General features: G+C 25.7%; 12 protein-coding genes and 1 CRISPR repeat array (1 of these 13 cut by a window edge). All 12 genes read right to left on the reverse strand.

The genetic code is table 11. From position 1 onward, the window contains the following. A CRISPR array of direct repeats spans positions 1-829; the repeat unit is 30 nt; unit sequence ATTTAAATACATCTCATGTTACTGTTAATC (it extends 388 nt beyond the left edge of the window). Between the two features lie 174 nt (positions 830-1,003). The 12 genes from cas2 to H8923_RS12975 all read right to left on the reverse strand — a co-directional run bounded on the left by cas2 (position 1,004) and on the right by H8923_RS12975 (position 13,899). After that, a complete protein-coding gene (cas2, locus tag H8923_RS12920) occupies positions 1,004-1,294 on the reverse strand; it encodes a CRISPR-associated endonuclease Cas2 (RefSeq protein WP_153972379.1) in 291 nt (96 codons plus the stop codon). A 1-nt stretch (position 1,295) separates the two neighbouring features. Further along, positions 1,296-2,294 carry a type I-B CRISPR-associated endonuclease Cas1b gene (cas1b, locus tag H8923_RS12925; protein ID WP_153972378.1) on the reverse strand — a complete coding sequence of 333 codons (999 nt, stop codon included), beginning with the start codon at positions 2,292-2,294 and terminating at the stop codon, positions 1,296-1,298. An 8-nt stretch (positions 2,295-2,302) separates the two neighbouring features. Next, on the reverse strand, positions 2,303-2,797 hold the full coding sequence (locus H8923_RS12930; RefSeq protein ID WP_187127945.1) for a CRISPR-associated protein Cas4: 495 nt from the start codon (positions 2,795-2,797) through the stop codon (positions 2,303-2,305). Further along, a complete protein-coding gene (cas3, locus tag H8923_RS12935) occupies positions 2,797-5,376 on the reverse strand; it encodes a CRISPR-associated helicase Cas3' (protein WP_153972377.1) in 2,580 nt (859 codons plus the stop codon). Before cas3 ends, H8923_RS12930 begins: the two co-directional genes overlap by 1 nt. A 43-nt stretch (positions 5,377-5,419) precedes the next feature. Then, positions 5,420-6,178 (reverse strand): type I-B CRISPR-associated protein Cas5b, encoded by a 759-nt coding sequence (gene cas5b, locus H8923_RS12940; RefSeq protein WP_153972376.1) that lies wholly within the window; start codon positions 6,176-6,178, stop codon positions 5,420-5,422. 3 nt (positions 6,179-6,181) lie between these two features. Further along, positions 6,182-7,120, reverse strand: coding sequence for a type I CRISPR-associated protein Cas7 (locus H8923_RS12945; RefSeq protein WP_153972375.1), 939 nt, complete (start codon positions 7,118-7,120; stop codon positions 6,182-6,184). A gap of 2 nt (positions 7,121-7,122) precedes the next feature. Then, positions 7,123-8,862, reverse strand: coding sequence for a type I-B CRISPR-associated protein Cas8b/Csh1 (gene cas8b / locus H8923_RS12950; RefSeq protein WP_187127946.1), 1,740 nt, complete (start codon positions 8,860-8,862; stop codon positions 7,123-7,125). A 12-nt stretch (positions 8,863-8,874) separates the two neighbouring features. Beyond that, the gene (cas6, locus tag H8923_RS12955) at positions 8,875-9,567 is read right to left on the reverse strand and encodes a CRISPR-associated endoribonuclease Cas6 (RefSeq protein WP_153972374.1); all 693 of its coding nucleotides are present in this window, start codon (positions 9,565-9,567) and stop codon (positions 8,875-8,877) included. Positions 9,568-10,154: 587 nt separating this feature from the next. Continuing rightward, complete coding sequence (locus H8923_RS12960; protein WP_243239225.1) at positions 10,155-10,622, reverse strand: hypothetical protein; 468 nt, start codon at positions 10,620-10,622, stop codon at positions 10,155-10,157. A gap of 184 nt (positions 10,623-10,806) precedes the next feature. Next, positions 10,807-11,514, reverse strand: coding sequence for a protein kinase domain-containing protein (locus H8923_RS12965; protein ID WP_153972372.1), 708 nt, complete (start codon positions 11,512-11,514; stop codon positions 10,807-10,809). A gap of 57 nt (positions 11,515-11,571) precedes the next feature. Beyond that, on the reverse strand, positions 11,572-11,748 hold the full coding sequence (locus H8923_RS12970; protein WP_153972371.1) for a hypothetical protein: 177 nt from the start codon (positions 11,746-11,748) through the stop codon (positions 11,572-11,574). 546 nt (positions 11,749-12,294) lie between these two features. Beyond that, positions 12,295-13,899 carry a VapE domain-containing protein gene (locus tag H8923_RS12975; protein WP_153972370.1) on the reverse strand — a complete coding sequence of 535 codons (1,605 nt, stop codon included), beginning with the start codon at positions 13,897-13,899 and terminating at the stop codon, positions 12,295-12,297. Between the last annotated feature and the right edge of the window lie 80 nt (positions 13,900-13,979).

Consider the following 13,979-nt stretch of genomic DNA (forward strand, 5'->3'; position numbering starts at 1 on the left):
TTGATTTATTTAAATACATCTCATGTTACTGTTAATCTGCAAGTAAGACAAAGGACTTTACACCTAATGTATTATTTAAATACATCTCATGTTACTGTTAATCAGATCCCCTTTCTTTCAGTATTGCAACCCATTTGCTATTTAAATACATCTCATGTTACTGTTAATCCTTGGATTTTAGTCCTCTTTATCTTACGGGTGTAACATTTAAATACATCTCATGTTACTGTTAATCTAATTGTCCTGCAATACTTATAGAGGTATGTTTTGTATTTAAATACATCTCATGTTACTGTTAATCCAACTTTATCTGTCTTGTTCGCCACTTGTTTTCCTCATTTAAATACATCTCATGTTACTGTTAATCAATTTTATTATCTATAAAACCTATTTGTTTAGATAAATTTAAATACATCTCATGTTACTGTTAATCAATTTATGATTATTATATCACATATTGTATCAATGATTTAAATACATCTCATGTTACTGTTAATCTTTTGATAATGCTAACAATATGTGGGCAAAAGATATATTTAAATACATCTCATGTTACTGTTAATCTGTAAAGCCTGTTGTTCCTAGTGGTTGGAATGGTACATTTAAATACATCTCATGTTACTGTTAATCTTCTGATTTTCTTAAAGATGGCGTTAAAATGAGTTCATTTAAATACATCTCATGTTACTGTTAATCTGAATGTCAAATTTTATTTAACCCTCGCTCTTGGAAATTTAAATACATCTCATGTTACTGTTAATCTTGAGATTCACTAGAAGTTGGTTTAGATATGATATCTATTTAAATACATCTCATGTTACTGTTAATCCTACTAAAATACTATATTCTTACATTATATAATAATAGCTAACTCAAGTAAATAACTCATTATAATGTAAATTTACCAACTAAAATTTAATTTTCTAATATTTTTCACAATTCAGCTCTGTTCATTGGTACTGCTAATCCTAATAAATTCAAATTCATAACCCACTTGGTAAATTTAAATTATCAAATCTTCTCCTGTAGAGTTTTTAGAATGTCCAATTACTTCTTCCCCAAATACACTATCATTCATCAACTTAATAATACAAATGAAATCCTCTTCTTTATCTATGACTTTATTCAAATCACTCTTAAAATTAATAAGTTTAGAAGGAGACATATCTCCTCTAAAAACAGATTTCTGAAAGTGAGACAAATACTTTTTACATACCTTAAAAACCTTATTTACTCTCTTCTCTCCCACATCATAAAAAACAAATGCATAATTATAATTCATTTTTTTACTCATACTACATCTTCTCCTTTAAACTAAAAGGGATAAAATCCTTATCTTCCATGATATATTTTATAAGCTTATAACAATCTAACTTAATCGCAGTCCTGTATGATACTTTTCTCTTTAGCTTTGGATGAAGAAATACTGACTCCATTCTATCCTCAAATGCACTAATAAATATATTTCTTCCCTCTTCATTTAGCAAACAATAATTTACCTTTTTTTCAAAGTGCTTGGAAACTTGAATTTTTTTATTGTTTACCAAATCAAAAATTGTTTTATATACTAAGACTGGTTTAAATACTTCACTTATATCTAAACTTAAAGAAAATCTCCCTTCTGATGGTTCATGTAAATAGCTGATTCTCTGATCTAAATGTGTTCTGTATATCGATGATATTGTTTTCGTATATAATAAGCTATTCCCAAAGGAAACTAGTGCATTAATAGGATTATCAGGTGGTCTTTTTACTCTCTTATTCATAATAAAATCTTCTGGTAAAAAGTTTTTAAATTCACGATAAAATCTCTCCCATAATTCTCCCTCTACACACATCAGCACTTTTATATCCTTACTTTTCTCAACTCTATCAAAAAAGGTATTTTTTATCCAATCTATAGTGCCTTTTACTTCTTTTTTATTGTGTTTATAATAGTGATATAATACTTCTCTGATATTGATACCTATACCTGTTACAATCGATTTTGCAATATCCAGTCTATTGTTTTCAAATTTACTTACCTGCTTTACTAATAATTTACCACTGTTGTATTGATTCTTAGGATAATAAGTCCCACTATATCCCTCGTAGTAATTAAAGAAATGAACTATTATATTATTTTGTGATAGGAAATCTAATAACTTAGTGTTAATACTTACTTCATTTAAACAGTATATTTCTTTTGTATTTTCTACTGGAATATATACATTTTTACCATTCTTTCTAAAACATAATGAGTTATCTTTTCTTGTTAGTTCTCCCATTGAAGCTATGTATCTTGTACTTCCCATATTACCTCCTATATATAGCAATATTCATAATATGCACATCTTTTACATTTCGCTTTATTTAAAACATCAGGTATAGTATCACATTCTAAAAGAGTTTCAATCTCTTTTATATATTTTTCTAGCTCTACTTCTATATCTTCGTTTAAGTCATAATATAATACTTTTTTATCCGATTTATTTTTCTCTATACATTCTAGTTTCCCTTTTCTTAGTATTCCTTTATTTTTTAAGACTTTCAAATAAAATATCAATTGCCATTTTGCAGCTTCAATATCTGCATCTGATTTTTTAATTTCTGTAAGATATTCAGAAGTTAGTTTATCTAACTTTATATTATCTATTGATATCTCTGTATTTTTGCTCTCTTCTGATTTACTTTCATGAATAGATTTACCTATCTTAACAATTTCGCTATTATCTTCTAAGTTAATCCTATTGCCATGAAGGTAACATTGTCTCTTACAATGAAAATAGTAATTTACCAATGTTCCATTTACTTTCACTATATAAAATCTCCTATTCCAGTTATTAATTTTTCTTTATCCACTTTCCCATCTCTGAAATATTTTTCACCATCTTCTATGAAATATAAATCTCCAATTCTATCATTATAAATTAAATCACATTTCTTTACTTGATATATAAAATAATTAAGTAGACTTCTAGCTTCTGACAATTTGATTTGCCTCTTAGCATAATCTAAGTTTTTATCTAATAATATAGTCTTGTAGCTATCCCAAATCTCATTTCCATATAATATAGTCCCATCTTCTTTTTCTATATTTCTTGATAAGTATACAGATATACTCCACATATCTTCTTCTATCAGTTTCATTCGTGATGTTATTTTATCAAACTTTAATCCACCAACATCTTCAGAGAAAAATTCATTTAGATTAAGTTCAGATAATGAATCGTTATAGTAAGTTTTAAGAGCTTTTAATATCGGTAGATAGTAGTCTTTGAAATACTTATTTACTAATATCTTTTTCATATTTTCATCTTCTAAGGTAAACTTTTTATTCATTCTAATATCATTTTTATAAATAAGATCTGCCTTATCTACATTGAAAAAGTATACAATTCCACTTTTTTTGCATGAACGATTTATTCTTCCCATAAATTGCTCATCACTATCTAATTTTGATATATCTTTATAGCCTATATCCATATCAATGTCTACTCCAGCCTCTATTACTTGAGTAGCTATTAGTATAATATTATTAGAGTTTTTGGCAATATTAATTATTCTTTGTCTTTCTATGGAGTTATCATCTCCAGTTATAAGTTCTATCTTAGAGTTAATTTCTTCGTCTTCTTTTAGTTTATTATAAAACTCATATGCACTTTGTTTCTTTATAAATTCAACTAGTATTTTCTTGCCTTTGAGACTGCTATTTTTTACATGGTCATAAATTTCTTCAATTTCTTTTTCTATTAAATCATAATTTACTACAACTCTATCTTTGAATAATGGATTACTAAAATACTTTTCTCTATCTTTAATAAGAGTAGTCGTATCTTCATCTGAGTCTGTAAGATAATTTAAATTAGGAAGGGTTGCAGACATTATTATTACCTTCATATTTAGTATTTTTGAAAATCCCTTCAAGAAAGTTATTATCTCAGACCATATTGTATTTTTATAGCTCTGAATTTCATCTAATACAATTACGCTATTCGCTAGTTGGTGAAATGAAAATAATGATTCTTTACGGCTATCAAACATTGTGTTAAATAAACTAACATGTGTAGTCAATATCATAGGATAATTTAAGAATTGCCTATCTAATAATGCTTTTGCATAATATTTGTAATCAAACTCTTCTGTAATATCTTCATTAATATCTTTTTCATTTTCAACTTTAATAGGATTAATGGAGTTTACTACTGCTATATTATTAAATACATTGTCTATTGGATTTACATCATTTATAAATATCATTTCTAATGAACTTATATTTTGCTCTATTAATGTATTAAATGGATAAATATAATATATTTTATTCATAGATTTATTCTCTTCTAAAAGCTTAAAGCTAAGATTTATAGATACATTACTTTTCCCACTACCTGTTGGAGCCTCTAAGAAGAAAATATCACTGTTTAAATTTCTAAAAAGTTCATTTTCTGCATCTAAAAACATTTCTGTTCGCAATACATTTATATCATTTTCATTTTTTAAATCATTTTCTTTTTTATATTCATTTTTTTCATAATTTCTTATACTTTTATAAATTTCACTTTCTTTATATAGATCGTAAAAATTAGATATATCACTTATTTCTCCAAATTCATTTAGCTCTAAGTTATTCATAAATTCAGTAGTTGCATAAAAATCACATGCAACTAACAATGAAAATAATAGTTTTACATATGTATATACATAAATACTTTCTTCTTTACTATTTTTTATTAATGTCTTTTTTACATTTCTACACTTCTTTAGCATAACTTTTGTTGATCTATTAAATTCTTTATTATATACATAGTTGTAACTATTATTAAGTGAACTTATTACTTTATCTGCATCGCCACAATAATCTTCATCAAATGATTTTACAAACTCTTCAAAATCACTCAATTTACTATGATGTCTTGAAATAATATATCCATTCAAAAATAATATTTGAGATAATTTCTTACCTACAGCTTTGTTTACTTTCTTTATATTATCTATTTCATCAATAAAATAGTTTATATATAATACAGAAGAAATAATAGAATGTTTATCTTTTATTCCTTCAAATATAGATTTATCCAATATTTTATTATTCATCTTACGGTGTTGAAACTCTGGATTTATCTTTCCTATATCATGAAAATTTATTGTATTTATAACAAGTTTTCTAAAGAGTAAAATGTACTCTTCATCTAAGTCATTTAAATATAAATCTTCAAAGTTTTTAAATATTCTCCCCATTTCTTTTGATTTGTTTATCTTATCAAAATATTTATTACATAAATCTATATGCTCTTGTAAGGTTTCTTTTCTATTTTCATCCACATGAGCATAAAAATTTAACTCTCTATTAATCAATGATGATATATTCACTATGTAATCTTTCTTAAAATAGTTCATATATATTCCTCCCAAAAAATAAGGAGGGTATTTCACCTCCAATTTAAAAGAACACTATATTTTTTCCATCTATATTATATAATTTATCGCTATTAATAGATTCTACATACATATTGCTATATACAAAACTTTCTAATTCATACATATTAGTAACTTTATTTAAGGATATAGGCAGTTTTTCACTATACTTAAATAAATCTTCTTCTCCTTCATCATCCTCATCCATATCAAAACTTACACAATTTCTTGGACACAGTGAGTGAACTCTTTCAGTATCTGACTCTAAAGCTTCTTTTACATCATATACTTTAATATTTGATATATTAGCATAATGGTCATTTTTACCTAAATAAGGTTGGTAAATAGCTTTATAGTTTAATATATATTCGCATATTTTATCTGCTTCTTCGTTATCTAAAAGAACATATATATTCCACTTAGGATTTTCTAGCCATTGCTCTTTTACTATAAGATTCCCACCTATTTCTTGTGATGCATATCCAACTGAATTATTAAATACCTGTATTTTTTTAGGAGTAAATGCTTTATCATTTAGAGGCTCTATTGCAACCTTTACAGTATTCAATTTATTATAAAACTCTGGATAATCTTCTTTATAGTCTTTTATATTATCTAGCTTGTATCTATGTTGGTTGTATCCACCATATCCAAGTATTGCTCCAAATATTCCAAGTAATGCTACTTTATGAATATTTCCATATGTAAAATACAAATATGAGTTAACATCAGGCTTTTTAAAAAATGCTGTTTCCCCTGATAATTTAAACTTTAATGCCTTCATGTTTTATACCTCTTTTTGTGTAAATATATTTAATTTTTTAGCTCCCTCTATATTAGTTTTTATAATAGTTGTGTATGGATTATAGTAAATTTCAACATTTTTAATTCTATCTTTTAATGAATTAATTAATTTATCACAATTTATTTCAATTACATTTTTTTCATCTTTAGTAAATCTTATAAATTCAGATAAATTAGGAAGATATAAATCCTTTTCTGTTTCAACAAACAATGCAAACTCATTTTCACAACCTACCTTTGAATTTGTTGCAAATGATGTCGCTGAAACTAAAGCTGCTTGTTTAAATCTCTCATAATCCTCTTGTGTGTATCCATCTGTAACACCTAATTCTTTATATTCATTGTATGCCATAGGATTTATTGTAAATGGATAGAAATAATGAGCTTCATTACTCACTATCTTTGTTCCCAGTGTTGAATTTTTAGCTTCTTCTGAATCAGCACTTTCCTTTGAACCATCTCTAAAAGGAGATAATATTTGTTGCTCTTCAGGATTAGTACCATCATACTTATTAAAACCTTGTCCAATTTGAACTGCTCCTGTAATAGAAATATTATTTTTTGACTCTGCAAATGTAGCCCCAAAATTCTTTACATCTAGTGCATTAAATAAATTAATTAAAACTTCTTTGCTATCTTTACAATCTTTTAAATCTTCAACATTAAATAAATGTTCATATCTCTCTTTTAATGAGCGTGGTACTAAAGATACTGTACCTTTGCTTTCTGACAATTTCATTGATTTTATATATAATATTTTTTCCCCTTGATTTTCCCACATTTTTTTCATTGGGTATTTAAGTGCTTTATCACTACCAAAAGTATCTCCATCAGATGTTGTCTTCGGATATCCTGTAAAATCAGCATTCCAGTTTGACATTTTTGATAATATTCCAATTACTCCATATACTCTTTTATTCATCTTTAGTCCCCCTTCTTATTACTTTCATAAATTAAGTTGCTATGTAAATATCCTGCTATAATCATATCTTGATCTACTTTTTTTTCTGGTTCATATGATACTATCATTCCATATATGTTCTTTACTCTTTTACTATACATATCTATATCATAATTATATCTTTTGTATAAATTTCTTAATTTCTCTTTTATTACTGTATTGCTCTTTGCATTTATAAATGGATTTGCTAATGAATGTGGCTTATTTTTACCTTTACTTTTAGATAATAAATAATTCACAAATTGGCCTATTGCAAAGTAGTACTGTTCATCAGATGAAAAACTCTCTGTATTTCCTGAATTTATTTTCTCTCTAAGATTATTTTTAAGTTCATATACAATATCCCCCATACTCTTACCTCCTTTAAAATAACTTTCCAGTGAACATTTTAAGTTATATTGATGTGATGCTTTTACTATGTAACCATTTTTTATTGAGTTTTTAATTAAATCTAGTGATGTCTTATTTAAAATCTCATATATTCCTTTTTCATTACCTTTGTATATCCAGTCAAATATAGATTCTCTTGAAATTAGTAGATTTCGCTTTATAATATTGTCCTTAATTGATATATCTTTGGATTCTGTATAATAGTTATTTACCAGGTATTTTGAAAATAATGTGTTATTTATAATTTCTTGTAGTATTTTCTTATCATTACAAACTCCATAATTTTCGTCGAAAATTGCTTTTTCACCTAACTCTAATACATTAAAAAATTTAAATGGCTTATCTAATTTAAATTTATAAGAAGTTACTATGTCATAACTATGTATCTCAACTTCTTTTCCCTTTTTAATTCTCATATACATTCCATTAAAATCTGAATCAGGCATTTCTCCATTTTTGTATGACCTAACTTTCTCTTCATCAATATAAATATTTACATTCCCTTTTGAACATTGAGCCATTAGGTAATCAAAAAACTTTTTCTGTAATATTACTTGCTTTTCATTAACTAAATAAGGTACTTTTACTTTTCTTGTTTTATTTTCTAAATATGGTTTCTTAGAATTTAAATTTATATTGTCATTTGGCAAACCATAAAGTATTTCTTCAAGTTTTTCATTAAAATCATTACTATTGTATATATTCGGAATCAAATACCTCCTTCCCTCAGTTTGATATTTTTCTATAGGTAATTCAAAAAATACCTTAAGATAATCTTTTCCTGTAATTTTTATACCTAACTCTTCTAGATTAAATATATTAAGCTTTATCCATTCTTTTATTTTATTTAATAAATCCTGGTCTATATATTCTAAATCAGCTTCAACATACTTATAAATTTCTTTTGCTTTAGGTTTAGTATATTTAAGATATGGATTAGATAGTATTTTATAGTAATTATCAATAATATCTTGAGTTAGTTTTTCATTGCTTAAGCTTTCTTTTTTTATAAAAAATGATAAATAATTATTGCTATGAATAATCTTTTTACTATCTATTGGTTTATTCATATCAATAAGTTTACTATTGTAATCATAGTTGCAAATATCTTCAAAATAAATATTCGCTCTACCTTCTAACTCACCTAATTTTTTGTTGTATTTTATATCAAAAAATTCCTTTATAGAGAATTTTCCATCTATTAAAGATACTATTATATAAGTACCATCTGCTGGTACATATGTGTCAATAATCAACTTATCTCCACTAACTTTTAATTGTTTTTCAAAAACTTCAATACAATCATGTAACACATCCTCACCCCCTTATATCCATCTATATCCCATAAATCCAGCCCCTCTGCCATTATTTTCTCCTACACCTGTTCCTAGTAACATATATGATATCTCTTGAGCTATCTCATTATCTGAAATATTTAAAGATACTTTATCTCCTAGAAGTTTTATATTCTTATAACTTACAGCGTATGGCTTTTTATTCTTAAACTCAATTGATGTGTACAGCTCAAAATCTTCATCTATTTTGATTTGATTTATTTGGTTGTACTTCTTGATAGCGTTTTCTTTTAATTTCCTTTCAAAGTCATCAAAATATATATTTTCTCTCCAGTACCCTGTACTATCCTTAATAATCACAGGTGTCAATGAATATATTTTTTCTATAAATTTTTTAGGAATTATTCTTATTTCTGTTGTTAGACATTTTATTGAGTCACTATATTCATGAGCTAGCACTTCATTAAAATAATTTGCTAGTTCCTTATCTATACTTCTAATAGTAAATGTATATATATTCCCACACTTATAAAGTTTATCTTTTTCTATTGGATACATTGAATCAAAACAGTAATTCTTAAACATATTACTTTTATGAAAATTTAACCATTTAGTATTTTTTGCCAAAGATTGGTCTATAATCTTGCATATTTCATTTTGAATATTATCTACATGTATATCTTTTAAAAGATACGATTTTACTTTAATCTCATGTACTTTCATCAACTTCCCCCCCTTATTATTTTCACACCATGTGTTACAGTTAAATTTTATTCTTTTTCTTTAAATTAAATTTAAATTCATCTACACGTTTCTGTTATTTAGTTAATTAGATATAAAATCATAAGCTTCTCTTTTTTCATTAATATAAAGCAAGATTTATCATATGAGTTTCAACTATATGCTGTCCCTACCATTGTATCATAACTTCTCACTTATCTTATCTATTTTACTATTAAAAATGACATGAAATTACTTTTACATACCCCTTTAGTTAATTTTAAGTAAACGAAAGTAAGGGTGGGACTTATTGTCCCATCCTTTTAAAATTAGGTAAATTCAATATTTTATACTTTTATTAAAATCACCAAGTTTCTTATTTTTTCTTTATTTTAATAATTGTAGTATATAGATTAAATATTAGAATTAAACAAAATTTAAGTAGATTTTATTCAAATTCTTCAATTATTCTATAATCCGCTAACTTTTATATAAATATATAATTTAAACTATCATAAATTAACTCCTATATGATAGTTCAAATTATATATTTATTTTTTAGTATATAGATTAAGCTTTATCATATATCCTTAGTATCTGTACTCTAGAAATATATCTTCAATAAATCTTTCAAAATTTTCTCTTTGTGTATGATTATTTCCACGATATTTTTCTGTTAATGATAAGACCCTGTTTACTTCCATAGCATTTAAGTCTTTCATTAGGTTATAATTTTTTGTATCATAAAGATTCCGTAAAGTCTTACCTATGAAGTAAAGTGGTTCATAATGTTCAGTATTTGAAAAACCTGGTATTTGCCAATCCTCATCCTGTTTACCAAAGAATATTGATTTTGCAAGCCAACCTTTTACTGCTCTACCATCTAAGGTAGTATTATAAAGAACATAATTTATATACTCACTAAATTCTGTAAATTCTCCTTCTTTAATTTTTATTCCTGCAATAGGATACCATAAACCTTTAATCTTATTATTATTTGTTCCAGAAGATCTGTAAAAAGCTAAGGTAACTCTCTCTATGCCATAATAAAATTCCATGTCTACATCTATTAGTCCAATCATTCTAAATGGTTTTTTAGAGTACTTATTTACTCTAAATGTATCTTCATATATGTTTAGTATTTTAATAACGTTTCTTATAATAAGACACCTCCTTATTATAAATTATTAATAATAAACCATATAACTTTAAAATTTAAAGCTATATGGTTTATTATTTTATCTACAGAGTTATATTTTTAATCTTAAAAAGATCTGTCATTATTTCGTCTGTATTTTCATATGGTTTTTCCATTCCCATTAATCTTTTCAAAAAAAATAATTCTTCTTTCTTCAGATCTAGTTCTTCATACCATGGCTGATCTTCTAATTCAACATTTTCATCATCATAAGATGAATAATACAGATGCAACAGAAAATCTGCCATATACCAATAATCTATTTCTTTTTTGTATCTCTCATTGTCTATATATCTAGCTAGCCCAAAATCAATTAGTACTAAATCTTTTTTTTCAGTCATTATTACATTTGGAATCCTAATATCTCTATGAACTATATTTTTTTCTTGAAGAGCTACGATAATATTTAAAATCTTTTCTGCAATATCATATATTTCATTCCTTGAAAATTCATATCCATCAAAGGATAATATCTCATAAAAGTCTTTTCCTTCAATAAACTCAATTACATAATATTGTGTATTATTATAGTTAAATTTTTCTATAAACTTAGGAAACTTTTTATCATCTAAAGATTTCATTATTTCCTCTTCATAAAATAATTTTTTTCTGCTTTTCTCCATCATTTCTTTCTTTAATTGTTTTATTACATACTTTTTATTTGTATCCTTTTTACATAGATAGACTATTCCATATCTACCTTCTCCTATTATACTTATAATAGTGTAACCTTTTATATTTTCACCAGGCATACAATATTTGTCTATACTATCTCCTCCTAGTGTGACATTTCATCTATTCTTTATAAATTATTCACTATATGGTCTACTGTATGATCCACTTTGTGATACGCTTGATCCACTACCTGATACGCTTGATCCACTACCTGATACGCTTGATCCGCTACCTGATACGCTTGATCTTCTTTTTTTATTTTGCTTATAATATTCATAACCTCTATCTGATTGATTTTTTAAAGAATCCATTATATCTCTCCTTTATTATTATATTAATAACTAAAATATACTAGTTATCAGTATAATATATGTGCCATTAATACAATTTGCTACATTTATTGACATATATCGCCTATTTCACATCAGAAATCCTCTTATTAGAATAAATTCTATACAGCTCATAAGTATTACTTTATAGCATTATATTTTAAATGTATTCTTTCTTCTTTGTTTTAACTGACTTCTGTATACCCTTCTGTTTTATATGGGTATATATTATAATTAAGTTATATAACATAACAATTTGTTATGATTTTAGACACTTCCACCTAATGACGTATATTTAGTAAATACTAATAAATACATAAAATTTTTACCCTCTATAATCTATTATGTCATTTATGTCATTATTATTTATATCCGTTGGAAATTCTTATACCTATCAATGTATCGCCCCTTAAAATGTGAAGTCATTTCGATGCCATTTGCTGCCATAGTATCATACTTTTTAACTTAATCTATCTATTTTTTCTATTAAACTTATGACGCCTGTCATGAAGTGACGTATATCTAATACTAATTAACGTCAAAGAAAGATTTATAAGGAGGACATATATATCCTCTTTTGCTACTTGTTTTCTTATAAATTGCACCGTAGTTTTCCATTACACTTTTTAGCATTTTTGTATTATTAATTTTCAATTTATAAGCTAATTCATCAGAACTCTTCCAGGTCCAATTTTTCTTATCTACTGACCAGTCTAAATCATTAGCTACTGCTATATCAACATATCCTGATACCTTAAATCCCTTATTACTTTGATTTAACATTTCTAACTCCCAATCTTCTAAGTAAGTGTTCATTTCACTATATTCTTTTAAGTACATAACCTCTCCCCACAACTTTTCTATATCAATTTTATCTATAATATCAAAATCTATTTTCTCAACAGGTATAACCCAATATCTTCTATTACCAGTTTCATCCTTTAGAAACGCTTCATTATTAACAGTTGCATAAAAAGATGTTTTTCTAGGATATCTCATAGGTGCTGCTTGATAAGGTTTTCTAAATTCATCTACTTGCTCTGTTATAAATGCTTTTATTTTAGCTATATCTTTTTTAAGTGTTGAATCTAATTCCCCAAGTTCAACTACCCAGTATTTTATACATTGATTTATTTTATCCTTATCACTTGGATCTAGTTCTAGACCTGTTTTTACATACATTGGCACAAGTTTTCTTATGAGCCTTGTCTTTCCTATTCCTTGTTTACCTTGTAAAGTTAATACTCCTTCTATATTAGAAGTTCCATCATTAAATACGATTGATGCTGTATTTAAAAGCCACTTTTTTATTAAGGTTTCTTTTAGTTTTTGATCAAAACATTTTGGAGTTATTAAAGCATCACACAGATTTTTTATGTAATGTTTACCACCTTCATAGTCATCTAAGCAATTTAGTAGATAATCTTTCACTGGATTAATAGAATAACCCATACCTATTCTAGTTACAAATTTTCCTATTTTTTCTATACTTAAATTAAGACCATGAGTTATAGAAAGTGAGTGTATATCTATTATCTGACTTTCAAAATTGTCTATATTTAATCCTTCTATCTCTATTTCTTTAGTTATTTCGTTATAATAAGCAATAATTTTATTTTCTTTTAAAATAGCCTCAAGGTTTTCCCATACTTTTTGTGGTTTATTTTTATTATCTAGTTTTGGGAATTTTATATAATAATTTCTTTCCTTTTCTCTATCTGCTTCACAGCTCATTTCAAAAGCTTTATCTATATCTCCTTCTTCTAGAGCTTTTTTAGATTTTTCTTCATAGTATTCTATTGCTTTATTTTTATTTGTAACACTTAAATTTCTTTTTTCTTGTTTTGGTAATTCTAATGGTCTACCTAATATTTCATATGCTTTTTTTAAAGCTTCTATAAAATTAATGTCTTCTACTTTTTGTATAAAGTTTATTACATTTCCCCCTTCACCACATCCAAAGCATTTATAAAATGCACCATTTCCTTTATTAGTTATAGAAAAGCTTGGACTACTTTCTTTGTGAAATGGACAGTTCATTTTGTTTTTCTTTAGTTGATTTGGATAATAATAACTTATTACATTTTGTAAATCATTAGTACTTCTAATGTTTTCTATATATTGTTTATACATATTCTCTGAACCCCTTTTAGTAATATTTGTTTATAAGTACATATTATCAATAATACTTCTTCACTTCTTTTAATCTATGT

It is taken from the genome of Romboutsia faecis, from assembly GCF_014323405.1.
In the GTDB taxonomy this organism is placed as follows: Bacteria; Bacillota; Clostridia; order Peptostreptococcales; family Peptostreptococcaceae; genus Romboutsia_E; species Romboutsia_E faecis.